At 60.7% G+C, this 24,414-nt stretch carries 22 protein-coding genes; 11 read left to right on the forward strand and 11 right to left on the reverse strand.

Annotated features, from left to right (window positions below):
- Positions 1 to 91 precede the first annotated feature (91 nt).
- From BOP93_RS20875 to BOP93_RS20910, 8 genes are all read right to left on the reverse strand, one after another.
- Positions 92 to 1,252, reverse strand: a complete 1,161-nt coding sequence (locus tag BOP93_RS20875; RefSeq protein WP_104504505.1) for an ABC transporter ATP-binding protein — start codon at positions 1,250 to 1,252, stop codon at positions 92 to 94.
- A gap of 2 nt (positions 1,253 to 1,254) precedes the next feature.
- Complete coding sequence (locus BOP93_RS20880; RefSeq protein WP_104504506.1) at positions 1,255 to 2,100, reverse strand: carbohydrate ABC transporter permease; 846 nt, start codon at positions 2,098 to 2,100, stop codon at positions 1,255 to 1,257.
- Positions 2,093 to 3,001: a carbohydrate ABC transporter permease gene (locus BOP93_RS20885; protein WP_104504507.1), complete on the reverse strand. Its 909-nt coding sequence runs from the start codon at positions 2,999 to 3,001 to the stop codon at positions 2,093 to 2,095. Before BOP93_RS20885 ends, BOP93_RS20880 begins: the two co-directional genes overlap by 8 nt.
- A gap of 157 nt (positions 3,002 to 3,158) precedes the next feature.
- Positions 3,159 to 4,445 (reverse strand): ABC transporter substrate-binding protein, encoded by a 1,287-nt coding sequence (locus tag BOP93_RS20890; protein WP_104504508.1) that lies wholly within the window; start codon positions 4,443 to 4,445, stop codon positions 3,159 to 3,161.
- Positions 4,446 to 4,549: 104 nt separating this feature from the next.
- Positions 4,550 to 5,809, reverse strand: a complete 1,260-nt coding sequence (locus tag BOP93_RS20895; protein WP_104504509.1) for an AGE family epimerase/isomerase — start codon at positions 5,807 to 5,809, stop codon at positions 4,550 to 4,552.
- 263 nt (positions 5,810 to 6,072) lie between these two features.
- On the reverse strand, positions 6,073 to 6,897 hold the full coding sequence (locus BOP93_RS20900; RefSeq protein ID WP_104504510.1) for an ATPase: 825 nt from the start codon (positions 6,895 to 6,897) through the stop codon (positions 6,073 to 6,075).
- A 127-nt stretch (positions 6,898 to 7,024) separates the two neighbouring features.
- Positions 7,025 to 8,023 (reverse strand): NAD-dependent epimerase/dehydratase family protein, encoded by a 999-nt coding sequence (locus tag BOP93_RS20905; RefSeq protein ID WP_104504511.1) that lies wholly within the window; start codon positions 8,021 to 8,023, stop codon positions 7,025 to 7,027.
- A gap of 52 nt (positions 8,024 to 8,075) precedes the next feature.
- Positions 8,076 to 8,969 carry a LysR family transcriptional regulator ArgP gene (locus BOP93_RS20910; protein ID WP_104504512.1) on the reverse strand — a complete coding sequence of 298 codons (894 nt, stop codon included), beginning with the start codon at positions 8,967 to 8,969 and terminating at the stop codon, positions 8,076 to 8,078.
- Between the two features lie 101 nt (positions 8,970 to 9,070).
- Here BOP93_RS20910 and BOP93_RS20915 point away from each other — a divergent pair, with 101 nt between their 5' ends.
- The 6 genes from BOP93_RS20915 (at position 9,071) to BOP93_RS20945 (ending at position 16,837) form a co-directional block, all read left to right on the forward strand.
- Positions 9,071 to 9,673, forward strand: coding sequence for a LysE/ArgO family amino acid transporter (locus tag BOP93_RS20915; protein ID WP_104504513.1), 603 nt, complete (start codon positions 9,071 to 9,073; stop codon positions 9,671 to 9,673).
- A 177-nt stretch (positions 9,674 to 9,850) separates the two neighbouring features.
- Positions 9,851 to 10,447 carry a superoxide dismutase gene (locus tag BOP93_RS20920; protein WP_003175739.1) on the forward strand — a complete coding sequence of 199 codons (597 nt, stop codon included), beginning with the start codon at positions 9,851 to 9,853 and terminating at the stop codon, positions 10,445 to 10,447.
- Between the two features lie 155 nt (positions 10,448 to 10,602).
- Complete coding sequence (locus BOP93_RS20925) at positions 10,603 to 10,782, forward strand: hypothetical protein (RefSeq protein ID WP_104504514.1); 180 nt, start codon at positions 10,603 to 10,605, stop codon at positions 10,780 to 10,782.
- A 210-nt stretch (positions 10,783 to 10,992) separates the two neighbouring features.
- Entirely contained in the window at positions 10,993 to 13,044 is a 2,052-nt protein-coding gene (locus tag BOP93_RS20930; protein ID WP_104504515.1) for a putative bifunctional diguanylate cyclase/phosphodiesterase, read from the forward strand.
- Between the two features lie 126 nt (positions 13,045 to 13,170).
- Positions 13,171 to 14,511 carry an imelysin family protein gene (locus tag BOP93_RS20935; RefSeq protein WP_104504516.1) on the forward strand — a complete coding sequence of 447 codons (1,341 nt, stop codon included), beginning with the start codon at positions 13,171 to 13,173 and terminating at the stop codon, positions 14,509 to 14,511.
- 871 nt (positions 14,512 to 15,382) lie between these two features.
- Entirely contained in the window at positions 15,383 to 16,837 is a 1,455-nt protein-coding gene (locus BOP93_RS20945) for a TrkH family potassium uptake protein (protein WP_065887653.1), read from the forward strand.
- Here BOP93_RS20945 and BOP93_RS20950 read toward each other — a convergent pair.
- Entirely contained in the window at positions 16,794 to 17,852 is a 1,059-nt protein-coding gene (locus tag BOP93_RS20950) for an AraC family transcriptional regulator (protein WP_065896417.1), read from the reverse strand. The two genes, BOP93_RS20945 and BOP93_RS20950, sit on opposite strands and share 44 nt — an antisense overlap.
- Before the next feature lie 160 nt (positions 17,853 to 18,012).
- On the opposite strand from BOP93_RS20950, the gene BOP93_RS20955 reads away from it, so the two are divergent.
- The 3 genes from BOP93_RS20955 to BOP93_RS20960 all read left to right on the forward strand — a co-directional run bounded on the left by BOP93_RS20955 (position 18,013) and on the right by BOP93_RS20960 (position 20,115).
- Positions 18,013 to 18,324 carry a DUF962 domain-containing protein gene (locus tag BOP93_RS20955; RefSeq protein ID WP_104504517.1) on the forward strand — a complete coding sequence of 104 codons (312 nt, stop codon included), beginning with the start codon at positions 18,013 to 18,015 and terminating at the stop codon, positions 18,322 to 18,324.
- A 318-nt stretch (positions 18,325 to 18,642) separates the two neighbouring features.
- Positions 18,643 to 18,813: a hypothetical protein gene (locus tag BOP93_RS27650; RefSeq protein ID WP_163002878.1), complete on the forward strand. Its 171-nt coding sequence runs from the start codon at positions 18,643 to 18,645 to the stop codon at positions 18,811 to 18,813.
- Between the two features lie 105 nt (positions 18,814 to 18,918).
- Positions 18,919 to 20,115, forward strand: coding sequence for an MFS transporter (locus BOP93_RS20960; protein ID WP_104504518.1), 1,197 nt, complete (start codon positions 18,919 to 18,921; stop codon positions 20,113 to 20,115).
- On the opposite strand, the gene arfB is transcribed toward BOP93_RS20960, so the two are convergent.
- Together arfB and BOP93_RS20970 are read right to left on the reverse strand one after the other, a co-directional pair.
- Positions 20,112 to 20,525, reverse strand: coding sequence for an alternative ribosome rescue aminoacyl-tRNA hydrolase ArfB (gene arfB, locus BOP93_RS20965; RefSeq protein ID WP_017847165.1), 414 nt, complete (start codon positions 20,523 to 20,525; stop codon positions 20,112 to 20,114). The genes BOP93_RS20960 and arfB overlap by 4 nt on opposite strands.
- Before the next feature lie 112 nt (positions 20,526 to 20,637).
- Positions 20,638 to 22,059 (reverse strand): amino acid permease, encoded by a 1,422-nt coding sequence (locus BOP93_RS20970; RefSeq protein WP_104504519.1) that lies wholly within the window; start codon positions 22,057 to 22,059, stop codon positions 20,638 to 20,640.
- Between the two features lie 647 nt (positions 22,060 to 22,706).
- On the opposite strand from BOP93_RS20970, the gene BOP93_RS27655 reads away from it, so the two are divergent.
- Both BOP93_RS27655 and BOP93_RS20980 read left to right on the forward strand, forming a co-directional pair.
- Positions 22,707 to 22,844 carry a hypothetical protein gene (locus BOP93_RS27655; RefSeq protein ID WP_003237751.1) on the forward strand — a complete coding sequence of 46 codons (138 nt, stop codon included), beginning with the start codon at positions 22,707 to 22,709 and terminating at the stop codon, positions 22,842 to 22,844.
- Positions 22,845 to 22,917: 73 nt separating this feature from the next.
- On the forward strand, positions 22,918 to 23,877 hold the full coding sequence (locus BOP93_RS20980) for a leucyl aminopeptidase (protein ID WP_065887641.1): 960 nt from the start codon (positions 22,918 to 22,920) through the stop codon (positions 23,875 to 23,877).
- Positions 23,878 to 24,414: the final 537 nt, after the last annotated feature.

Genomic DNA, 24,414 nt, shown 5'->3' on the forward strand with positions numbered 1-24,414 from the left:
GCTCGCGAAAAACCCGAGAGTGCCACGCTAAACCAGGAGCGTTGCGTCATCGTTAACGACCTTCGCGAGCAAGCTCGCTCCTACAAATGCTTCAACGGCCCTTGAACTGGGTCACGTTGCCGGCATGCCCCTGTGCCGGCGATGCAGCTGCGGTACCCAATCGCTCACCGGTCTTGGCGTCGAACAGCAACACCTTGGCCGGGTCGAACTGCAGGGTCAGGGTCTCGCCTACCTGCGGTGCCACGTCCGGCGCCAAACGGCAGCAGACCTTGGTGTCGTTGAGCTGCACGAACACCAGGGTGTCCGGGCCGGTCGGCTCGGTCACCTGGACTTCGGCACGAATGCTCGACGAACCATTGCCCTCGCCCGCCGCCAGCACGATCTGCTCCGGGCGCAGGCCCAGGATCACATCGCGATCTTCCAGACCTGCGTCATTCATGTTCAGCGCCAGCTCGCAACGGGCCTGGCCGCTGTCGAGCACCGCCACCAGACCACCGTCCTGGCGTTTTAGGCGCATGGGAACGAAGTTCATCGGTGGTGAACCGATAAAGCTTGCCACAAATAGGTTGGCTGGGTCGTTGTAAATTTCTTTCGGCGTGCCGAATTGCTGGATGATCCCATCCTTCATCACCGCCACTTTATCGCCCAGGGTCATCGCTTCAATCTGATCGTGGGTCACGTAGACAGTGGTAGTTTTCAGGCGCTGGTGCATCAGCTTCATTTCGGTGCGCATTTCGACGCGCAGCTTGGCGTCGAGGTTCGACAGCGGCTCGTCGAACAGGTAGATCTTCGGCCGACGCGCCAATGCACGGCCCATGGCCACGCGCTGTTGCTGGCCGCCGGAGAGCTGGCCCGGCTTGCGGTTTAGCAGATGCTCGATCTGCAGCAGCTTGGCCACGCGTGCCACTTCGGCGTCGATGTCGGCCTGGGGCATCTTGCGAATTTTCAGACCGAACTCGATGTTCTCGCGCACGCTCATGGTCGGGTACAGCGCGTAGGACTGGAACACCATGGCGATGTCGCGATCCTTGGGACTCATGCCGCTCACATCCTGATCACCGATCATGATCGCGCCGCCGGAGATGGTCTCAAGGCCCGCGATGCAGTTCATCAAGGTGGACTTGCCGCAACCCGAAGGGCCGACCAGGATCAGGAATTCGCCTTCCTTGATCGACAGTTCGATGTTCTTCAAGGTGTCGGGCAGGCCGGCGCCATAGGTCTTGTTTACATTGCGAAGTTCAAGCGTAGCCATGATTACCCCTTGACCGCGCCGGCCGTGAGGCCGCGCACGAAATACTTGCCTGCGATCACATAGACCAGCAGGGTCGGCAGACCGGCGATCATCGCCGCCGCCATATCCACGTTATATTCCTTGGCGCCGGTGCTGGTGTTGACCAGGTTGTTCAGCGCCACCGTGATGGGCTGGGAGTCGCCGCTGGAAAACACCACGCCGAACAGGAAGTCGTTCCAGATCTGAGTGAACTGCCAGATCAGGCAGACCATGATGATCGGCGTCGACATCGGCAGAATGATCTGACGGAAGATGGTGAAGAAACCGGCACCGTCCAGGCGGGCCGCCTTGATCAGCGCATCCGGAATGCTCACGTAGTAGTTACGGAAGAACAGCGTGGTGAACGCCAGGCCGTAGACCACATGCACAAACACCAGGCCGGTGGTGGTACTGGCCAGGCCCATCTTGCCGAGGGTGAACGAGGCCGGCAGCAGCACCGTCTGGAACGGCAGGAAGCAGCCGAACAGCAACAGGCCGAAGAACAGCTGCGAACCACGGAAGCGCCAGAACGACAGCACGTAGCCATTCAGCGCGCCGATGGCGGTGGAGATCAGTACAGCGGGCACGGTGATCTTGATCGAGTTCCAGAAGTAACCGTCCACGGTGTCCCAGGCCTTGACCCAGCCGATACCGCTGACCACGGTCGGCCAGCTCAGCAGGTTGCCGGTGCTGATATCTTCCGGGGTCTTGAAGCTGGTGAGCAGCATCACTACCAGCGGCACCAGGTACAGCAGCACCGCGAGAATCAGCACCGCGTAGATCGCGATACGGCTCAGGCTGACGGCAGGTTTGGCGGCGAGACTAGTCATTACGCTTGGTCCTCAGCTCGGAATACAGGTACGGCACGATGATCGCGAGGATCGCACCGAGCATCAGGATTGCACTGGCCGAGCCCATGCCCATCTGGCCGCGGCTGAAGGTGAACGAGTACATGAACATGGCAGGCAGGTCGGACGAATAGCCCGGGCCGCCGGCCGTCATCGCCGCCACCAGGTCGAAGCTCTTGATCGCAATGTGCGCCAGGATCATCACCGCACTGAAGAACACCGGGCGCAGGCTTGGCAGCACCACGCTCCAGTAGATGCGCGGCAGGCTCGCGCCGTCGATCTGCGCGGCGCGGATGATCGACTGATCAACACCGCGCAGGCCGGCCAGGAACATCGCCATGATAAAGCCCGAAGCTTGCCACACAGCGGCGATCACCAGGCAGTAGACCACGCGGTCGGGGTCGATCAGCCAGTCGAGACGGAAGCCTTCCCAGCCCCAGTCGCGCAATAATTTGTCCAGGCCCATGCCCGGGTTGAGCAGCCATTTCCACGCGGTACCGGTGACGATCATCGAGAGCGCCATCGGGTACAGGTAAATGGTGCGAATGAAACCTTCGCGGCGGATTTTCTGGTCGAGGAAAATCGCCAGCGTCACACCGATCACCAGGGTGATACCAATGAACATGCCGCCGAACACGGCCAGGTTCTTGCTCGCCACCCACCAACGGTCGTTGTCGAACAGCCGCTCGTATTGAGCCAGGCCCGCCCATTTGTAGCTGGGCAGGAACGTGGAGGTGGTGAACGACAGCACGAACGTCCACAGGATGTAGCCGTAGAAGCTCACCAGCACGATGAACATGCTCGGCGCCAGCACCAGTTTGGGGAGCCAGCGCTGCAATGCATCGAACGGCGAGGCCTTGCTGAACACAGCAACAGAACTCATGGGAAAATCCAGTACAGGGAAAAAGGGCTAGCAGGTGAACCGAACCCTGTAGGAGCCGAGCTTGCTCGCGAAGGACTTCAACGATAGCGCGTGCATACAGGATGAACGCGGTGACCTTGAGTTTTTCGCGAGCAAGCTCGCTCCTGCAGTTGCTGCGTTACTTGGCAGACTTGATCGCAGCGCCCAACTTCTTGGCGGTGTCGGCCGGGTCGGCTTTCGGGTCATTGATGTAGTTGGTCACTACGTCAAAGAAGGCACCCTGTACCGCAAGGGTGGTGGCCATGTTGTGCGCCATGCTTGGCTGCAGACCGCCGGTCTTGGCGTCTGCCAGGAAGTCTTTGGCAGCTGTCTGAGCACAGGAGTCGAAACCCAGCTTGTCCATTTGAGTGAGCATGTCGGTGCGCACAGGGATCGAACCCTTGTTGATGCTGAAGACTTTCTGGAAGTTTTCACCCAGCACGACCTTGGCAATGTCCTGCTGACCGGCAGCGGTGCCTTTGTCTTTCTGCTTGAATACCGCCAGGGAGTCGATGTTGTAGGTGAAGGCTTTGTCGGTGCCTGGGAAGGCTACGCACTCGTAGTCCTTGCCGGCGACTTTCTTGGCGGCGGTCCATTCGGACTTGGCCCAGTCACCCATGATCTGCATGCCGGCCTTGCCGTTGATGACTTTACCGGCTTCCAGGTTCCAGTCCTGACCTTTGCCGTCGACGTCCATATAGGTCGCGACCTTTTTCAGTTCGGTCAGCGACTTGACCATTTCCGGGCCGGTCAGCGCAGCGTTATCCAGATCGACCAGGGCTTTCTTGTAGCCATCAGCGCCCATCACCGAGAGCACCACCGCTTCGAACACGGTGCTGTCCTGCCAAGGCTGGCCGCCGTGAGCGAGCGCAATGAAGCCCGCCGCTTTCAGCTTGTCGCCGGCGGCATAGAATTCTTCGAGGGTGGTCGGGTTCTTGGTGATGCCGGCTTTCTTGAAGACTTCCGGGTTGATCCACAGCCAGTTCACACGGTGGATATTCACCGGAACGGCCACGTAGTCACCGTCGTACTTCACGGTATCGGAGACTTTCTTGTCGAGCAGGGAGTCCCACTTTTCTTCTTTGGCGACGTCTTTGAGTACGTCGGTGTCGAGCAGGCCAGTGGACGCCCATTCCTGGATGTCGGGGCCTTTGATCTGGGCAACACCGGGCGGGTTACCGGCGACCGCACGGCTTTTCAGCACGGTCATGGCCGTGGCGCCACCGCCACCTGCGACCGCACCGTCTTTCCAGGTGAAGCCGTCTTTCTCGACTTGGGCCTTCAGGACATCCACAGCCGCCTTTTCACCGCCCGAGGTCCACCAATGCACCACTTCAACCGTACCTTTGGAGTCGGCGGCAAATGCACTGAGGGGAAACAACGAGGCCATGGAAATAGCAACGGCGAGGCGATTAATCGCGTTCATCTGAGTACCTTTTCTTGTTGTTATGCATGCAAGTCTAGAGCTTGCGCTGCACGGAGTTTAAACAGGGATTTTCCAGGCGCAGGTAACAAAGGGACGTACAAATGTCACCACTTGGTGACATAAAGTCCGCCGCCCAATGCACTGGCCAGGCTGGGTGCCAAGGGTAATGCAGGCAGCAACACGGCTTGCCACGCATGGTACAGGTCCGGCTTGCCACCCCAGATCCTGCTGCTGGGTTGGTTGTGCGGGCTGAGTTCGTGGTGCCAACTGCCCTGGAGGTGGTCGATGAACTGGGTTTCGCAAAACTCCCAGAACCGCCGGTACCAGGTCTCGTAATGCAACTGGCCGGTGCGCTTGAGCAGCGCCTGGGCAGCAGCGCTGGCTTCGGCATGGGTCCAGTGCAGGCGTTCACGCACAACCGGGCGCAGGTTCCAGTCCAGGGTGTAGACAATGCCCGGCGCACCATCCACCGCCCAGGCGTAGTCGCAGGCACTGGCAAACAGCCCTTGGGCATCTGTCACCAGCCAGTCCGGCGTAGCCAGCCCGGCCTGCTCGCGCGCCGCTTCCAGGTGCAGCACCAGCCGCGCCCATTCGAAACCATGGCCGGGGGTGATGCCGTAGGGACGGAAGCCGTCGGCCGGGTTGTCTTCGTTGTAAGCGAGCAACGGATTCCACTGGGTATCGAAGTGCTCGATCACCATGAAACGGTTACCGGCGGCGTGGGCATGGATGACACGTTCGACGATACGCAACGCGCGGTCCAGCCAGCGCGTGTCGCCCGTCACATCGGCCAGGGCCAGGAAGGCCTCGGTGGCGTGCATGTTGCTGTTGGCACCGCGATAGGCTTCGACGCCGCTCCAGTCCCGGGCGAAGGATTCGAGCATGGCGCCCTCCTCCTCACTCCAAAAGAACTGTTCGATGATATGAACAGCATCGTTCAACAGGCTTTGCGCGCCGGGTGCACCGGCCACTGTGGCAGAGCTGGCGGCCAGGGCCACGAAGGCATGCAGGTAAGCGGCCTTGCCGGTATTGCCATCAAGCGCACCGGGCACGGCGAACCAGCCACCGTGTTCACTATCGTGCAACGGGCCGCTCAGGGCCGCAACGCCGTGCGCGACTAAATCGGCATAGCCCGGCAAACCCATGGCATGGGCCATAGCGAAGCTGTGGGTCATGCGGGCGGTGTTCATGGTTTCGGCGCGGGCGCCGGCCGGCAGTTGGCCAGTGTCATCCAGATTGCCGAAGCCGTCCGGCAGGCGCGACGCCTTGGCAAAGGTCAACAGGCGCTGGCCTTCGGCCGCGAGCCAGGCGTGGTGGGCAGGCGCGTTCAGCCAACTGCTGGGAGGCAGTGGTTGCATGGTCATGGGGGGCCCTTATTGTTTTTTGTGGGGTGACCGGAGTCTAAACAAGGGCGCGGGAGTGGCAAGTAACGAAGGGGACAATAAATGTCACCGGGCGGTGACAAAGCTTCGAGCAACAGCGATTTACCTGACTAATACAGTTCAAATGTGGGAGGGGGCTTGCCCCCGATAGCGGTGAATCAGTCAATATTTTCGTGACTGACACACCGCAATCGGGGGCAAGCCCCCTCCCACAGTTTGATTGCATTCACAGTCCACAGAACGGGTCATTGACCCAGCGGTGTAGCCGCCGCCGGCGCATTGAGGCGCTGGTTCAAATTCTGCACCTGGCTCTGCAATGTGGTGATATTGCGCGTGGTCTGGATGCGGAATACGTCGAACTCTTTATTGGTCGGCGCATCGGTGTTGGCGGGCTGGTTTTCCTGTGCACTCTTGAGCACCAGCACGTCCTGCTCGAGTCGGGCGATGGCGGCAGCCGGATTGCCTTGTTTCTTCAAGGTCGCTACCTCATTGGCCAGATCCTTGATCTCGCCCTGCGCCGCCTTGAGCGTGGCGACAGCATCAGTCAGCGCCTGGACCTGGCCCTGCAACTTGGCATTCGCGCTCGTCAGCTCCGCGGTGCTCGCACTCATCTGCGCCAGGCGCTGATCCAGTTCGGTGGCTTGGCCGGCTACGCCCACTTGTTGCTTGCCCTGCTCAAGCAACTGCGTTTCCAGCTGCTTGATCTGCAATTTCAGCGCTTCGCTGCCGTTGTTTACATTGGCCTCGCTGGCCACGACCTTGCCGGAAATATCCTGCAGGCGCCCCGCCGCTTCTTCGCTGATGCGCGCAAAGCTTTCCTGGGTGGCGACCAATTGCTGGCCCATCAGGGAAATCTGCTGGAAGCTCCACCAGGCCAGGCCCGCAAAGGCGATCAGCAAGGCGCCGACCAGCGCCCACAGCGGGCCGGTGCTGGCTCTTTTAACCTTGACCACAGGCGTTGTGCGCGAGCGCACCGAGGTGGCGGCTGTCGGCACGAAATCATCATCGTCCCCTGTATCTGCCCGCAGGCTGGGAACGTTGTCGAAATCGTCTTTAGCATCGTTACGCATGAATCTATCCTGAATCAATAAGATGGCCAGCCGAGGAGCCGAGCGGCGGGAGTATAAACCGTGCTCCCGGCGCATGGGTCGACATGCCGTCCGCCGTTCGGTTCCCGATGTGTTGCAGGTTGTGAGCTTATGGGTGGCCCGGCGCCTGGGCCTTCCACCACAGGCAGAACTCGTCGAGGGCGCTCCACAGACTGGCTTTGGGGTCGTAATCGAGATAATGCCGCGCCCGGCTGATGTCGAGGGTGAAATTTTTGTTCATCACCTGCATGCCCAGGCGCGTCAACGACGGCTCCGGCCGCCCCGGCCATACCGCACAAAACGCCTCGTTCAACGCCGCCACACTGCAGGACAAGGCATAGGACCGGTAGCGGGTGACCTGAGGCAGGTCCATTTGTCGCATCACATAGTTGACCACATCCCACACCGGCACCGGCGTGCCATTGCTGATGTTGTAGGCCCTGCCCAGCGCGGAACCTGGCGCCAGCAAGCTGCTGAGCAACGCCTCGTTAAGGTTGTGCACACTGGTGAAATCGACCTTGTTAAGGCCGTCACCGACGATGGCCAGGCGGTTCTTGCGCTGCATTTTCAACAGCCGCGGGAAGATGCTCATGTCACCGGCGCCGGTGACGAAACGCGGGCGCAGGGCCAGTACTTCCAGGCCGAACTCCTGGGCGCCGAACACTTTCTGCTCCGCCAGGTATTTGGTCGCGGCATAGGGATGCTTGAAGCGCTTGGGTACCTGCTCTTCGGTCAGCCCCACGTGGTCGCGCCCATCGAAGTAGATGGAAGGCGACGACAGATGCACCAGTCGCCCGACCCGCTGCTTGAGGCACGCTTCGACGACGTTCTCGGTGACCAGCACATTGGCTTGATGGAAATCCTGATACTTGCCCCACAGCCCGACTGCACCGGCACAATGCACCACGGCCTCGACGTCACGGCACAGGTTGCGCACCAGGTCGGCATCGTTCAGATCACCCTGGATAAACTCGGCACCGCGCCGTACCAGGTGTTCCACGCTGTCCGCGCGTCGCCCGTTGACCCGCACATCCAGGCCCTGCTCCAGGGCGAAACGCGCAAAGCGTCCGCCGATGAAGCCGCTTGCGCCGGTGACCAGAATTTTCATGCACTACCCCATGTTCTTTCGTTTTTCATCGCTATTGCCTTGACGCGCGCCATCACTTCAACGGCACCAACCACTGCCCACAGACCCGGGCCAGGTGCTCGGTCAACAGGCCCAACAAGTGCCCGCCACTGCGCCAATGATGCCAGTACAGCGGCACATCGATGGGCTTATCTGGCAGCAATTCGACCAGCAGGCCTTTTTCCAGCGAGGCGCGCACCTGCAATTCAGGCGCCAGGCCCCAGCCCAGGCCGGCTTCCATCAGGCGGATAAAGCCTTCGGATGACGGGCATAAATGGTGCTCGAAACCGCCATTTACACCGAGCGAAGCCAGGTAACGGTGTTGCAGGAAATCATCCGGCCCGAATACCAGCGCCGGCGTACCGGCCAATTGATCGGCTTGCACGCCAGTCGGGAAATGCCGCGCTATAAACCCGGGGCTGGCGAATGCGCGGTAACGCATGGCGCCAAGTGCCAGGCTGCGGGCGCCGGCAACCGGGCGCTCGCTGGCGCAGATACAGGCCGCCACTTCACCGGCGCGCATGCGTTTGAGGCCCACGGTCTGGTCCTCCACCACCAGGTCCAGCAGCAGGTGCTGTTCGCCGCAAAAGTCGCTGACCGCCAGCGCCCACCACGTGGCGAGGCTGTCGGCATTCAGCGCGATGCGCAGGCGCTCGGGCATGCCCTCTTCGTCCAACGCCGGCACCTGGCTTTGCAGGTCACGCTCCAGCAGGCGCACCTGTTGCACATGGTTGAGCAAGCGTCGGCCAATATCAGTGGGGGTCGGTGGTGTCGCCCGCACCAGTACCGGCTGGCCGACGCGCGCCTCCAGCAACTTGATGCGCTGGGACACGGCTGACTGCGACAGCCCGAGCACCTGCGCGCCGCGCTCGAAGCCAGCCTGTTCCACCACGGCCGCCAGGGCGGAAAGCAACTTATAGTCGAACATCAGTTTTCCTAATGAGCGATCAGCAATATTGGTTTTTCTTATACAGGGCCGGCCGGCACCATAGCCAGCAACGTTTGAGCATGACTTAAGGATTTTTCGCTATGTGGCAAAGCTATATGAACGGGTTGCTGGTAGCCCTGGGGCTGATCATGGCGATCGGCACGCAGAATGCGTTCGTTCTGGCGCAGGGCCTGCGCCGCGAGCATCACTTGCCGGTCGCAGCCCTGTGTGTAATCTGCGATGCACTGCTGGTGGCGGCCGGAGTGTTCGGATTGGCCACTGTGCTGGCGCAGAGCCCGATACTGCTGGCGGTGGCACGCTGGGGCGGAGCGGCGTTTCTGCTGTGGTACGGCGCGTGCGCGCTGCGCAGGGCCTGTTCGACACAAAGCCTGGACCAGAACGCCAGCCTCAAGACCCGCTCATTGCGCGCCGTGCTGCTGAGCGCGCTGGCGGTGACCCTGCTCAACCCCCATGTTTACCTGGACACCGTGCTGCTGATCGGCTCACTCGGCGCGCAACAAACGGAGCCGGGGGCCTACGTGGCCGGCGCGGCCAGTGCGTCGTTGCTGTGGTTTACCACCCTGGCCCTCGGTGCGGCGTGGTTGGCGCCTTGGCTGGCGCGCCCGGCCACCTGGCGCCTGCTCGACCTGTTGGTGGCCGTGATGATGTTCAGCGTGGCCTACCAATTAATCAGTGCGCCATGAACTTATTCCAAAAGGCTCTGGAACCTCTATCCCACACAGTTGTTGCGTGGTTTTGCCGCACCCCCGGTGCTATGATCCCGGACTTGCGCCGCAAAGAGTACAGACTCGCCGGCGCTTGTTTGGCCGCCCGTGATCGGCCTTGCGCTCACCGCAACTGACCTGATTAGGAGAATCATCATGGCTTTCGAATTGCCGCCGCTGCCCTACGCACACGATGCCCTGCAGCCGCACATCTCCAAGGAAACCCTGGAGTATCACCACGACAAGCACCACAACACCTATGTCGTGAACCTGAACAACCTGGTGCCAGGCACCGAGTTCGAAGGCAAGACCCTGGAAGAAATCGTCAAATCTTCCTCGGGCGGCATCTTCAACAACGCCGCTCAGGTCTGGAACCACACCTTCTACTGGAACTGCCTGGCGCCAAACGCCGGCGGTCAACCTACCGGCGCATTGGCTGAAGCCATCAACGCTGCGTTCGGTTCGTTCGACAAGTTCAAGGAAGAGTTCACCAAGACGTCGGTCGGCACCTTCGGTTCCGGTTGGGGCTGGCTGGTGAAAAAGGCTGACGGTTCCCTGGCCCTGGCCAGCACCATCGGCGCCGGCAACCCGCTGACCAACGGCGACACCCCGCTGCTGACCTGCGATGTCTGGGAACACGCCTACTACATCGACTACCGCAACGTGCGTCCAAAGTATGTGGAAGCGTTCTGGAACCTGGTCAACTGGAAGTTCGTGGCTGAGCAGTTCGAAGGCAAGACCTTCACTGCCTAAGCAACGCTTGCAGTAAAAAGAGCCCGGCGATTGCCGGGCTTTTTCATGGGCGCTCACAAGCAGCAAGCCATCTAGAATCGTGGAACTCCCAGCAGGGAATGTGCCACGCAGTGAGTGAGAGGAATAACCCTCTCGCGCTCTTCTGGAGAAAAAAGATGGAAGAAATCGGAAAAGCAGGCGGGCAGATGGCGATGCAACTCATCAGCGGCCTGATGAAAGGTCTCGCCGGTGGTGCAGGTGGCGGCGGCGATGAAGGTGGCGCGAAAGCGCCGGAACGCCCCGGTGAGGACAACATGCCACCGCCACCGCCGAAGATTGATTTTTCAGTCAGTTGATCAATGCGTTTGAAATGCCAAGTAGCCGTTGGCATGCAGCGCGCTAGTCGAACAGTCAGACGGCGGAGCAACTCCGCCGTTTTTTTTAATTTTTTCTCCCTGCCAGCCTTGAAGGCGCTTCGCGTTCCAATGTTCCTTTGACTGCCCTCACCAGATTGCCAATACTCATGGCATATTGAAGGCCACCCGCATGAGACAAGGAATGCCCCTTTGAAGCTGGAACTCAAAAACAGCTTGTCGGTGAAGTTGCTACGGGTTGTCTTGCTCTCGGCACTGATCGTGGGCGTGGCACTGAGCGTGGCGCAGATCGTGTTCGACGCTTACAAGACGCGCCAGGCCGTGGCCGGAGATGCCCAACGTATCCTCGACATGTTTCGCGACCCCTCGACCCAGGCCGTCTACAGCCTGGACCGCGAAATGGGCATGCAGGTGATCGAAGGTCTGTTTCAGGATGACGCCGTGCGCGTGGCCTCCATCGGTCATCCCAACGAAACCATGCTCGCGGAAAAAAGCCGCGCCTTGCAGCCCTCTTCCAGCCGTTGGTTGACCGACCTGATTCTTGGGCAGGAACGCAGCTTCACCACCCCACTGGTCGGCAAGGGCCCCTACAGCGAGTATTACGGCGACCTGAGCATTACCCTCGACACCGCCACATACGGCGAAGGCTTCCTTGTCAGCTCAGTGATCATTTTTATCTCCGGTGTGCTGCGCGCCCTGGCTCTGGGCCTGGTGTTGTACTTGGTGTATCACTGGCTGCTGACCAAACCGTTGTCGCGGATTATCGAGCACCTGGCGTCGATCAATCCGGACCGGCCCAGCGAGCACAAGATCCCGCAGCTCAAGGGGCATGAGCGCAACGAGTTGGGGCTGTGGATAAACACCGCCAACCAGTTGCTCGAATCCATCGAACGCAATACCCACCTGCGCCACGAGGCCGAGTCCAGCCTGTTGCGCATGGCCCAGTATGATTTTCTCACCGGCCTGCCGAACCGCCAGAAGTTGCAGGAGCAACTGGACAGGATCCTGACTGATGCCGGCCGGCGCCAGCGTCGCGTGGCAGTGTTGTGCGTTGGGCTGGATGACTTCAAGAGCGTCAACGAACAGTTCACTTATCAGAACGGCGACAAACTGCTGCTGGCCCTGGCCGATCGCTTGCGCGCCCACAGCGGCCGCCTGGGCGCGCTCGCCCGCCTGGGTGGCGATCAGTTCGCCCTGGTGCAAGCCGATATCGACCAGCCCTACGAAGCCGCCGAACTGGCGCAAAGTATCCTGGATGACCTGGAAGCGGAGTTCGCCCTCGATCAGGACCAGATTCGCCTGCGCGCCACCATCGGCATCACCTTGTTCCCGGAAGACGGCGACAGCACCGAGAAGTTGCTGCAAAAAGCCGAACAGACCATGACCCTGGCCAAAAGCCGCTCGCGCAATCGCTATCAGTTCTACATCGCCAGCGTCGACAGCGAAATACGTCGGCGCCGCGAACTGGAGAAAGACCTGCGCGATGCCTTGAGCCGCGACCAGTTTCACCTGGTGTATCAACCGCAGATCAGTTATCGCGACCACCGCGTGGTCGGTGTAGAGGCGTTGATTCGCTGGCAGCACCCGGAACACGGCCTGGTTCCACCGGACCTGTTCATCCCGTTGGCGGAACAGAACGGCACCATCATTCCCATCGGTGAATGGGTGCTGGATCAGGCGTGCCGCCAACTGCGCGAATGGCATGACCTGGGCTTCACCGAACTGCGCATGGCGGTCAACCTGTCCACGGTGCAACTGCACCACACCGAGTTGCCGCGCGTGGTCAACAACCTGATGCAGATTTACCGCCTGCCACCGCGCAGCCTGGAGCTGGAAGTCACCGAAACCGGCCTGATGGAAGACATCAGCACCGCCGCCCAGCACCTGTTGAGCCTGCGCCGTTCGGGGGCGCTGATCGCCATCGATGACTTCGGCACCGGTTACTCATCCCTGAGCTACCTCAAAAGCCTGCCGCTGGACAAGATCAAGATCGACAAGAGCTTCGTCCAGGACCTGCTGGACGATGACGACGACGCGACCATCGTGCGAGCGATCATCCAACTGGGCAAAAGCCTGGGCATGCAGGTGATTGCCGAGGGCGTGGAGACCGCCGAGCAAGAGGCCTACATCATCTCCGAGGGTTGCCATGAAGGCCAGGGCTACCACTACAGCAAACCGCTGCAGGCCCGGGAGTTGGCGGCTTTCCTGAAGCAATCGGAACGCGATAACGCGGCGATTCTTTGAGCGGGCAGAACGATACCAAATATTTCCCGCGTATAAGCCTTTACACAAAATGCAAATCTTTCGCATTATGTCGCAGCTTTTGCGCCCCCCGCGCGCCCTATCAACAACCGAAGCAGGATGTTCGCCATGATTCGTATGCCCCTGGCCACCGCCAGTCTGCTGGCCATTGCTATTTCTCTCGCCGGTTGCGGCGAAGGTAAAGACAAGGCCGCCGCGCCTCAGGCGCCTGCCGCTGCCAGCACTACCGCTCCAGCGGCTGCCACGCCTGCAGGCCAGGTCGACGAAGCGGCCGCCAAGGCCGTGGTCGCGCATTACGCCGACATGGTATTTGCGGTGTACAGCGACGCCGAGTCCACCGCGAAAACCCTGCAGACCGCCATCGACACCTTCCTGGCCAACCCCAACGACGACACGCTCAAGGCAGCTCGTACCGCCTGGATCGCCGCGCGCGTGCCTTACCTGCAGAGTGAAGTGTTCCGCTTCGGCAACACCATCATCGACGACTGGGAAGGCCAGGTGAACGCCTGGCCTCTGGACGAGGGGCTGATCGACTACGTCGACAAATCCTACGAACACGCACTGGGCAACCCGGGCGCCAACGCCAACATCATCGCCAACAACGAAATCCAGGTTGGCGAAGACAAGGTCGACGTCAAGGAAATCACCCCGGAAAAACTCGCCAGCCTCAATGAGCTGGGCGGCTCCGAAGCGAACGTCGCCACCGGCTATCACGCCATCGAATTCCTGCTCTGGGGCCAGGACCTCAACGGCACCGGCCCAGGCGCGGGCAACCGCCCGGCCTCGGACTACATGACCGGTGACGGTGCAACCGGCGGCCACAACGAGCGTCGTCGCACCTACCTGCGCGCCGTGACCCAACTGCTGGTCAGCGATCTGCAGGAAATGGTCGGCAACTGGAAGCCCAACGTCGAAGACAACTACCGCGCCACCCTCGAGTCGGAACCGGCTACCGACGGCCTGCGCAAGATGCTGTTCGGCATGGGCAGCCTGTCCCTCGGCGAACTGGCCGGCGAACGCATGAAGGTCTCTCTGGAAGCCAACTCGCCGGAAGACGAGCAGGACTGCTTCAGCGACAACACCCACTACTCACACTTCTATGACGCCAAGGGCATCCGTAACGTCTACCTGGGCGAGTACACCCGCGTCGACGGTAACAAGCTGACCGGCCCGAGCCTCTCGTCCCTGGTCGCGAAAGCCGACCCGGCGGCCGATGCAGTCCTCAAGGCTGACCTGGCGGCGACCGAAGCGAAGATCCAGGTGATGGTCGACCACGCCGGCAAGGGCGAGCACTACGATCAGTTGATCGCGGCCGGTAACGATGCAGGCAACCAGATCGTGCGTGACGCCATCGCTGCGCTGGTCAAGCAGACCGGTTCGATCGAAGCCGCCGCAGGCAAGCTGGGCATCAGCGACCTGAACCCGGACAGCGCCGATCACGAGTTCTGATCAAGGCGCAGTTGAACGAGGCGACCTTCGGGTCGCCTTTTTCATACCTGTTTCAAACACCGCAGATCCCCTGTGGGAGGGGGCTTGCCCCCGATAGCGGTGTATCAGCCAAGAATTGACCGACTGACACTCTGCTATCGGGGCATAGGTATCCGTAACCACGATGCGAAGCGAGTCGCTCGTGATCTTGATCTGGCTTTTGATCTTGATCTCAGGCGCCCCGTTAAACCACGCTGGCCGAACGCAGGCTTGAATCCGTGGGTAACCCGGCAGGACGCCGGGTTAGCCGCCCCGCGCCATGGATGGCGCGTGGCGGCGGCCCACGGATTCAAGCCTGCGTTCGGGCACACCGAGCCTAAGCGAGGTGCCGAGTGGTGGGGCAAGAGCCCTTTGGTTACTTTGGGGCTTTTCCAAAGTGACCCGCCGTCAGGGCGGAACCCTAAGTGGCCATGACCGCAGAAACGGATATGTACGCGATCTGATCCAACATCCTGGTCGGCCCAGAGGCCGCCATCGGGAGCAAGCCCCCTCCCACATTGGACCGCGATCGATCCAACATCCTGGTCGGCCCCGAGGCCGCCATCGGGGGCAAGCCCCCTCCCACATTTGGACCGGGATCGATCCAACATCCTGGTCGGCTCTGAGGCCGCCATCGGGAGCAAGCCCCCTCCCACATTTGGACCGGGATCGATCCAACATCCTGGTCGGTCCTGAGGCCGCCATCGGGAGCAAGCCCCCTCCCACAGGGGCTCTGCGCTAACTGATCGGTATCAGGGCAAGCCCCCTCCCACAGGTTGCCCCAGCCCTTGGTTTACAAGACCTCCACCGCAGGTAGAATGGCGCCTCTGCCCAAACCACCCGAGCGAATTTCATGGCGTTGCCGACCCTGCGCATCATCGGTTTCATCATCGGCATCTTCCTGATCACACTTGCGATCGCCATGGTCGTGCCCATGGCCACCCTGGTGATCTTCGAACGCACCAGCGACCTGCCCTCGTTCCTGTGGGCCAGCATGATCACCTTTATCGCCGGCCTCGCCCTGGTCATTCCCGGGCGCCCGGAACATGTGCACCTGCGCCCCCGGGACATGTACCTGCTGACCGTCACCAGCTGGGTGGTAGTGTGCGTCTTCGCCGCGCTGCCGTTCCTGCTGACTCAGCACATCAGCTACACCGACTCGTTTTTTGAAAGCATGTCCGGTATCACGGCCACCGGGTCCACGGTGTTGAGCGGGCTGGACAACATGTCGCCGGGCATCCTGATGTGGCGCTCGCTGTTGCACTGGCTCGGCGGTATCGGGTTTATCGGCATGGCGGTGGCGATCCTGCCGCTGCTGCGCATCGGTGGCATGCGCCTGTTCCAGACCGAGTCGTCGGACCGTTCGGAAAAGGTCATGCCGCGCTCCCATATGGTCGCGCGGCTGATCGTGGCGGCGTATGTGGGCATCACCATCCTTGGCAGCCTGGCGTTCTGGTGGGCCGGGATGGGGCTGTTCGATGCGATCAACCACGCCATGTCGGCGATTTCCACCGGCGGGTTTTCCACCTCCGATGAATCCCTGGCGCACTGGAAGCAACCGGCGGTGCACTGGGTGGCGGTGGTGGTGATGATCCTGGGCAGCCTGCCGTTCACCCTGTACGTGGCGACCTTGCGCGGCAACCGTCGCGCGCTGCTCAGGGACCAGCAGGTGCAGGGCTTGCTCGGTCTGCTGGTGGTGACCTGGCTGGTGCTCGGCACCTGGTATTGGTGGACCACCAACCTGCACTGGCTGGATGCCCTGCGCCACGTGGCGCTGAACGTCACCTCGGTGGTGACCACCACCGGTTTTGCGCTGGGGGACTACAGCCTCTGGGGCAACTTTTCACTGATGCTGTTCTTCTACCTGGGCTTTATCGGCGGCTGTTCGGGCTCTACCGCCGGCGGGATCAAGATCTTCCGCTTCCAGGTCGCCTACATCCTGCTCAAGGCCAACCTGAACCAGTTGATTCACCCGCGCGCGGTGATCAAACAGAAGTACAACGGTCACCGTCTCGACGAGGAAATCGTGCGGTCGATCCTGACCTTTTCGTTTTTCTTCGCCATCACCATTTGCGCCATCGCGCTGGCCCTGTCACTGCTGGGCCTGGACTGGATGACCGCGCTGACCGGCGCGGCCAGTACCGTATCCGGCGTCGGCCCGGGCCTGGGTGAAACCATCGGCCCGGCCGGCAACTTCGCCAGCCTGCCGGATGCGGCCAAGTGGATTCTGTCGCTGGGCATGCTGTTGGGACGGCTGGAAATCATTACGGTGTTTGTGCTCTGTATTCCGGCGTTCTGGCGTCACTGACGGTCGACGTATGCTGCAACCGCGCCCGGTATTCGCCGGGCGTGGCGTCGAACCAGCGGCGAAACGCGCGAAAGAAGTTGCTGGGGTCGGCGAACCCCAACAGGTAGGCGATTTCCAGCAAGGTCATGCTCGGCTGCGCCAGGTATTGCTCGGCCAGCTCACGACGGGTGTCGTCAAGCAGGGCCTGGAAGCTGGTGCCCTCCTCCTGCAAACGCCGCTGCAAGGTACGCTGGGACAGATGCAACGTCTGCGCCACCACTTCGCGCTTGGGTTCGCCCTGGGGCAGCAGGCGGCACAATACCTGCCGTGCCTTGTGGGTCACACGGCTTTCGGAAAAGCGCGCCAGGTATTCACCGGCAAAACGATCGTGCAACTGCGCCATGGCCTCGTTGGCCGTGGGCAATGGCGCATCCATGTCGGCCTGCTCGAAAATCAGCGCGTCATACGGCGCATTGAATTCCAGCGGCGCATGGAACACCTCTTTGTAGGGCGCCAGATCGACCGGTTGATCGCCCTGCAGCATCACCTTGTGCGGTTGCAGGGTTCGTCCTGTGAGCCAGCCGCACAGCGCCAACGCACTGGCCAGCGAGGCCTCGGCGCTTTGTCGGGTGGGCGGCAGGTGATCGCCGTGCACGGTCAGGATCAGCGCGTAGCCCTCGGGTAGCAGGCGGAAACTCAAGTCGGCGCTTTCGGCGATGATGCGCTGGTAACGTACCAGGCGCCTGAAGCCGTCGGCCAGGGTGTTGCTGGACATCAAGGCATAACCGGCGACATGAAACGAGGCCGGACGCGCCACTTTGCCCATGTTCAGGCCAATGGCCGGGTTGCCCGATAACTCCACTGCGCGCTGCCATAAACGGGTCATGGCATCCTGCGCAAAACGCGCGTCGGGGTTACTGAGATCGGCATAGTCCAATCCCAGTTGTTTGAACAGGGCCCGGCAATCCAGGCCGTCCATTTCCAGGGCCTTGACTATCCCCATCGCCCAGCTTGCAGACGTTGTTCGTTCGCTCATGGCGTCTTCTTGTGCTGGCAGGCTTAAACGGTAGCCAGGAGGCCAAGGATACTAAAGTGGCATCTATTGTCACTGGCTGTCATCACTGATCACTCTAGACTCAAATAAGCTCCCCGCCGAACATCTGTTGGGCCGCACAACAATCAGAGGGCGTGTCACCGTGGAAAACGTCAAGCGATTCAACAGCTTCGCCGAGTTTTACCCGTACTACCTGGCGGAGCACGGCAACAGCACCTGCCGGCGCCTGCATTTTATCGGCACTACGCTGGTGATCGGCATCCTGGCCTACGCCATCGGCCGAGGCTCGCCGGGCCTGTTGCTGGCCGTGCCGATCGCCGGCTACAGCTTCGCCTGGATCGGCCATTTCTTCTTCGAGAAGAACCGTCCGGCCACCTTCCAGCACCCGTTTTACAGCCTGCTCGGTGATTTTGTGATGTATCGCGACATGATCCTGGGCAAAGTGCCGTTCTAGTCACGGTCGATATAAAAGTCTATTTGTCATTTATAGTGCTGTATCCTGCCAAGGCTTTTTGAGAGCGCGCAATCACCTGCGATTGAAACAGACCTTGCGAGGAGCGACGACGATGCACGAGATACCTAATCTCCCCTTCCCAAGCCTGCAGCCTACAGAGCAGCCAGCACCGCAACAGGCCAGCGACACACGGCCCGAAGCCAAAGAAGCAAAACCAGTCGACAGCAAAAGCCAGGACTGACGCCGTACCAGACCGTGTGGAAAGCGCAGCTTTGAGCGCTTTCCACACTGCCTGAATCATTCGAGACCCCTGTAAAAATGACCGATACCCCGGATACCGCCGTACTCGACGCTGCCCTGCAGATGGTCGAGGTCTGGAACCGCCTCAGCGCGGACAAACAAGCCGTGTTGCTCAAGCGCTTCGGCACCCAGGAAAACGCCCTGGCCGCCCTGGTCACCACCCAATTGCTGGCCCCTGAGCACGCCTGAAGCGTTCCTGCGCTGAGGTTTTTGCGCTTTAGCGCCCTGCGCGAGCCAAACCACCGGTATCATTAGCAGCCTATCTTTACCTGCTGCGACAGTGGACCTCTCCCCATGCCAGATACCCAGCGCCCCATGGCGGTCACGCTGCAAGTTGTTTCCATCGTGCTGTTCACTTTTATCGGCTACCTGAATATCGGCATCCCCCTGGCCGTATTGCCAGGCTATGTCCACAGTGAGCTGGGCTATGGCGCGGTGGTTGCCGGCCTGGTGATCAGCGTGCAATACCTGGCCACCCTGCTGAGTCGTCCGTATGCGGGCAAAATCATCGATAACCTGGGCAGCAAGCGCGCGGTGCTGATCGGTTTGGCCGGGTGTGGCTTGAGCGGTGTGTTCATGCTGCTCGCCGCCTGGAGTTCAAGCCTGCCAGCCTTGAGCCTGGGCAGCCTGCTGATCGGCCGCCTGGTATTGGGCAGCGCTGAAAGCCTGGTGGGCTCGGGCGCCATCGGTTGGGGCATCGGCCGGGTCGGTGCGGCGAACACTGCCAAGGTCATCTCCTGGAACGGCATCGCCAGCTATGGCGCGCTGGCGGTCGGTGCGCCGCTGGGCGTATTACTGGTCAGACAGTTCGGACTGTGGAGCATGGGCGTCAGCATTGTCCTGCTGGCCGCAGTCGGCCTGTTGCTGGCCTGGAACAAAGTCGCCGCGCCAATCGTCAGCGGCGTGCGCCTGCCGTTCATGAATGTACTGGGCCGGGTATTGCCCCATGGCTGCGCGCTGGCGTTGGGTTCCATCGGCTTTGGCACCATCGCGACCTTTATCACGCTGTATTACACCACCCAGCACTGGGATAACGCGGTGTGGGCATTGAGCTTGTTTGGCGCCAGTTTTATCGGCGCACGCCTGCTGTTCGGCAACCTGATCAACCGTATCGGCGGATTTCGCGTGGCAATTGCCTGCCTGTCAGTGGAGATCCTCGGACTGCTGTTGCTGTGGCTGGCGCCGGACGCCAACCTGGCCCTGGCGGGCGCGGCGTTGAGCGGGTTTGGCTTTTCCCTGGTCTTTCCGGCGCTGGGGGTGGAAGCGGTCAACCTGGTGCCCGCCTCCAGCCGCGGTTCGGCGGTGGGGGCCTATTCGCTGTTTATTGATATGTCCCTGGGTATCACCGGGCCCTTGGCCGGGGCCGTGGCGGCAGGCTTCGGTTTTGGGTCGATCTTCCTGTTCGCCGCCCTCGCCGCTCTGGGTGGTTTGCTGCTGAGTGTGTACCTGTATCGCCAGGCGCCCAAGGCCCGCGAAGCGCGCCAGGACTAGAAGTCGACCTTGCCGCGCCCAGCCTTGATGCTGCCGCGCTTGGTCTTGGATTCGAGACGACGTTTTTTCGAGCCCAGGGTCGGCTTGGTCGGGCGGCGTTTTTTCTCCACCTTGGTGGCACTGAGGATCAACTCCACCAGGCGCTCGAGCGCATCGGCGCGATTCTGTTCCTGGGTGCGGTATTGCTGGGCCTTGAGCACCAGCACGCCATCACTGGTGATACGGCTGTCGCGTAATGCCAACAGCCGCTCCTTGTAAAACTCCGGCAGCGACGACGCCGGAATATCAAAACGCAGGTGCACCGCACTCGACACCTTGTTGACGTTCTGCCCACCAGCGCCCTGGGCGCGAATGGCGGTCAGCTCTATTTCAGCATCGGGCAAGTGGACGTTGTTGGAAATCACCAGCATGGAGAACGGGGGCCTTGGCAGAGTGGGCGTTCAAGGATACGCGCCTTTAAGTCGAACGCGTTCCAATTGTGGGAGTAAGCCCGCTCCCACAACTTGGCACTGGATGCGGCTTTTACTTTGCCGTTAAGGCCGCCGTCGTCAAGCAATGCCGCGCCTTGCGCTTGTTCTTGATCCAGTAGCACACCGCCATGAACGCCACCCATACCGGAATCGCATACACCGACACTTGAATCCCCGGAATCATCAGCATGATCACCAGGATAAACACCACGAATGCCAGGCAGATGCAGTTCCCATACGGATACCACAACGCCTTGAACAACGGCACCTGGCCGGTACGGTCCATGTGCTGGCGGAACTTGAAGTGGGAATAACTGATCATCGCCCAGTTGATCACCAACGTGGCCACCACCAACGACATCAGCAGTTCCAGCGCATGCTGCGGGATGAAGTAGTTCATCAGCACCGCCACCAGGGTCACTGCTGCCGACGCCAGGATCGAACGCACCGGTACACCGCGCTTGTCGATCTTCGCCAGGGCCTTCGGCGCATCGCCCTGTTCGGCCATGCCCAGCAACATACGGCTGTTGCAATAGGTGCCGCTGTTGTACACCGACAGTGCTGCGGTCAACACCACGAAGTTGAGGATATGCGCGGCGGTTTTACTGCCCAGCATCGAGAACACCTGTACGAAAGGGCTGCCACTGTAGGGATCGCCGGAGGCGTTAAGGGTGACCAGCAGGCTGTCCCACGGGGTCAACGACAACAGCACCACCAACGCGCCGATGTAGAAAATCAGGATGCGGTAGATCACCTGATTGATCGCCTTGGGGATCACGGTGCGTGGCTGGTCCGCTTCGGCAGCGGTAAAGCCGAGCATTTCCAGACCGCCAAAAGAGAACATGATGATCGCCATGGCCATCACCAACCCGCCCACGCCGTGGGGGAAGAAGCCGCCGTGCTCCCACAGGTTGGTCACCGAAGCCTGTGGCCCGCCGCTGCCGCTGACCAACAGGTAGCTGCCCAGGGCGATCATGCCGACAATCGCCACCACCTTGATGATCGCAAACCAGAACTCGGCTTCTCCAAAGACTTTGACATTGGCCAGGTTGATCAGGTTGATCAGTACGAAGAAGGCCGCTGCCGAGGCCCAGGTCGGAATCTGCGGCCACCAGAAGTGCACGTATTTACCAACGGCCGTCAGCTCCGACATGCCCACCAGGATGTACAGGATCCAGCAGTTCCAGCCCGACAGGAAACCGGCGAAGCCGCCCCAGTACTTGTGGGCAAAATGGCTGAAGGAGCCGGCGACCGGTTCTTCGACGATCATTTCGCCGAGCTGGCGCATGATCATGAAGGCAATAAAACCGCAAATGGCATAGCCCAGGATCATCGACGGGCCGGCGGACTTGAGTACCCCGGCCGAGCCAAGGAATAAGCCGGTGCCGATGGCGCCACCGAGGGCGATCAACTGGATATGCCGATTTTTCAGGCCGCGTTTCAGCTCGCCTGAAGAGGAATGGGGTCCACTCATGAAAAGGGTCTCACGCAAGGTTTGAAGAGGTTGAATGCAGGTTGCTGCCTTGAATACCGTCTCAAGCAGCGCCGCTCAAACCCCAGCGCAGGCACCAGGAGTACAGCGTCTTTCTAGCGGTCATGCGTCACCTGTTTGTTTTTATCTGTGACGAAATCGAACCCGCCTGGCTCGTGACCGGGCGGAGTGATCAGGGCGATTGAACCCCTGAGGTCTTGGCCTTTGCGTGGATACGCAAGGGGGTCACAGTAAAACGCGGCGCATTGTACACCGCTCGACAGGTTCGGCACGCACCATGAGCGCGCACCCGACAATCTGTCAGGCATTCCTTACAGGGGCTTTCCTACGAGAGTTATCGGGCCGACAGCGTAAATCTAACGTTACAAGCCGGAAACCTGGCGTTACGGTCAGGCTCAAACGGAGGTTTACGGAAAATTGTCAGTCAAGCCTGACTGCACAATCGGTTCAGCCAATCACCTGTTTTTCCTCGATAAAAAATAACGCCAAAAAAACCGAAGAAAAAATCCAAATGAGACCGTGTCAATAAATATTTTGCATTTTGAAACACTCTCTCCTAGGTTCTCTGCACTTGCCTGCGAAGCCCGCTGGCAAGCCGTTCTCAAACAACGTCCTCTAGGAGATACACCATGCAAGCACTGGAAAAAGACCTGGAAACCGAACTGCAACTCGACGATTGGTTTGAAGCGCCGACCCATGAGGCCGCCGTTGAAATGATGCAAGCCGATGCCGTTGTGCCATTTGGCACCGCGATGTGGCCGTTCTAACACCCGGCAGGCATCCGGCAGGTGCCGTGCACGGCACCTGCCCCCTTACCCAAGGCACCGAAGGACTCCCGTCATGGACAAGGCCCGCGCCGTCGAACACTTTCTTTACTACCTCGCTCATCACCCGGCCCTCCAGGGCCTGAGCCGCCCTACCGTACTGCTGGGCCATACCGAACGCTACGACGCCATCGCCCAGGCAATCACCCACGGCAGCGCCGCCCGTTTCAATTTCCAGGTGCAGCGCCTGGACCTGAGCGCCAGTGAATCCCTGGCCCAGGCCATCGAAGCCTGCGACCTGTACCTGTTCCTCTACGATTCCTCGACCCTGCCCAACCCCCGCGCCGAAGGACCGGATTTTATCCGCGCATTGCAGGGCGTGATGGCCGAACATTGGAAGAAATCTCTGTTGTTCAAGGATTATGGCGACTACTTCTACGACACCTTCAGCGTCGAACCGCAGCGCATAGCCGACCTCAACGCCACCTTGATCCGGCGCATGTCCGAGGCCACCGTGCTGAGCTTCACCGACAAGCACGGCTCACGCCTTGAAGCCCCCATGAGCAGCATCAAGAAGTGGACCAATATCAACGGCGTCGGCAACCACGACCTGGCCCCTGGCGAGATCGCCACCCACAGTGAAGCCATCAACGGGCAAGTGCGGTTTGTCGGGACCTTCCTCAGCACCATCCCCTTTGCACGTAAATACGGCGTGCTGGAGTCACCCCTGGAACTGTGGATCGAGAACTCCACCATCTGCAGCGTGGCCAGCGACGTGCCGGGGTTGGTGGATGACTTCAACAAGTACCTCAACGCCAACCCGTCCAACCGCCGCGTAGAAGAACTGGGCATCGGCACCAATGAAGGCGTGAAGGATTTATACGCGCGCAATGCGGGCTTTGAAGAACGCCATTGCGGGTTGCATCTAGGCTTGGGCGGCGGGCAGAAAGGCAGTCACCACCTGGACCTGATCTTTGCCAGCGGGGTGTTGGCGCTGGATGACAAGCCGGTGTTTGATGGGACGTTTGCCTTCTGAGCAAAGCACTCGAAAACACCGGAGATCCAACTGTGGGAGGGGGCTTGCCCCCGATAGCGGTGTATCAGCCAAGAATTGACCGACTGACACTCTGCTATCGGGGCATAGGTATCCGTAACCACGATGCGAAGCGAGTCGCTCGTGATCTTGATCTGGCCTTTGATCTTGATCTCAGGCGCCCCGTTAAACCACGCTGGCCGAACGCAGGCTTGAATCCGTGGGTAACCCGGCAGGACGCCGGGTTAGCCGCACTGGGCCATGGATGGCCCATTGCGGCGGCCCACGGATTCAAGCCTGCGTTCGGGCACACCGAGCCCAAGCGAGGTGCCGAGTGGTGGGGCAAGAGCCCTTTGGTTACTTTGGGGCTTTTCCAAAGTGACCCGCCGTCAGGGCGGAACCCTAAGTTGCCGTTACCGCAGAAACGGATATGTACTCGATCTGATCCAACATCCTGGTCGGCCCAGAGGCCGCCATCGGGGGCAAGCCCCCTCCCACATTTGGACCTCGGAGCGTCAGGTAGATACGCGTTAGCTCCCT

Origin of the sequence: Pseudomonas orientalis (assembly GCF_002934065.1) — a bacterium.
Lineage (GTDB): Bacteria > Pseudomonadota > Gammaproteobacteria > Pseudomonadales > Pseudomonadaceae > Aquipseudomonas > Aquipseudomonas orientalis_A.

Bases quoted from the DNA above. Each gene is read 5' to 3' on its own strand.
- BOP93_RS20875 (WP_104504505.1), bottom strand. From the start codon at position 1,252: ATGGCTACGCTTGAACTTCGCAATGTAAACAAGACCTATGGCGCCGGC.
- BOP93_RS20880 (WP_104504506.1), bottom strand. From the start codon at position 2,100: ATGACTAGTCTCGCCGCCAAACCTGCCGTCAGCCTGAGCCGTATCGCG.
- BOP93_RS20885 (WP_104504507.1), bottom strand. From the start codon at position 3,001: ATGAGTTCTGTTGCTGTGTTCAGCAAGGCCTCGCCGTTCGATGCATTG.
- BOP93_RS20890 (WP_104504508.1), bottom strand. From the start codon at position 4,445: ATGAACGCGATTAATCGCCTCGCCGTTGCTATTTCCATGGCCTCGTTG.
- BOP93_RS20895 (WP_104504509.1), bottom strand. From the start codon at position 5,809: ATGACCATGCAACCACTGCCTCCCAGCAGTTGGCTGAACGCGCCTGCC.
- BOP93_RS20900 (WP_104504510.1), bottom strand. From the start codon at position 6,897: ATGCGTAACGATGCTAAAGACGATTTCGACAACGTTCCCAGCCTGCGG.
- BOP93_RS20905 (WP_104504511.1), bottom strand. From the start codon at position 8,023: ATGAAAATTCTGGTCACCGGCGCAAGCGGCTTCATCGGCGGACGCTTT.
- BOP93_RS20910 (WP_104504512.1), bottom strand. From the start codon at position 8,969: ATGTTCGACTATAAGTTGCTTTCCGCCCTGGCGGCCGTGGTGGAACAG.
- BOP93_RS20915 (WP_104504513.1), top strand. From the start codon at position 9,071: ATGTGGCAAAGCTATATGAACGGGTTGCTGGTAGCCCTGGGGCTGATC.
- BOP93_RS20920 (WP_003175739.1), top strand. From the start codon at position 9,851: ATGGCTTTCGAATTGCCGCCGCTGCCCTACGCACACGATGCCCTGCAG.
- BOP93_RS20925 (WP_104504514.1), top strand. From the start codon at position 10,603: ATGGAAGAAATCGGAAAAGCAGGCGGGCAGATGGCGATGCAACTCATC.
- BOP93_RS20935 (WP_104504516.1), top strand. From the start codon at position 13,171: ATGATTCGTATGCCCCTGGCCACCGCCAGTCTGCTGGCCATTGCTATT.
- BOP93_RS20945 (WP_065887653.1), top strand. From the start codon at position 15,383: ATGGCGTTGCCGACCCTGCGCATCATCGGTTTCATCATCGGCATCTTC.
- BOP93_RS20950 (WP_065896417.1), bottom strand. From the start codon at position 17,852: ATGAGCGAACGAACAACGTCTGCAAGCTGGGCGATGGGGATAGTCAAG.
- BOP93_RS27650 (WP_163002878.1), top strand. From the start codon at position 18,643: ATGACCGATACCCCGGATACCGCCGTACTCGACGCTGCCCTGCAGATG.
- BOP93_RS20960 (WP_104504518.1), top strand. From the start codon at position 18,919: ATGCCAGATACCCAGCGCCCCATGGCGGTCACGCTGCAAGTTGTTTCC.
- arfB (WP_017847165.1), bottom strand. From the start codon at position 20,525: ATGCTGGTGATTTCCAACAACGTCCACTTGCCCGATGCTGAAATAGAG.
- BOP93_RS20970 (WP_104504519.1), bottom strand. From the start codon at position 22,059: ATGAGTGGACCCCATTCCTCTTCAGGCGAGCTGAAACGCGGCCTGAAA.
- BOP93_RS27655 (WP_003237751.1), top strand. From the start codon at position 22,707: ATGCAAGCACTGGAAAAAGACCTGGAAACCGAACTGCAACTCGACGAT.
- BOP93_RS20980 (WP_065887641.1), top strand. From the start codon at position 22,918: ATGGACAAGGCCCGCGCCGTCGAACACTTTCTTTACTACCTCGCTCAT.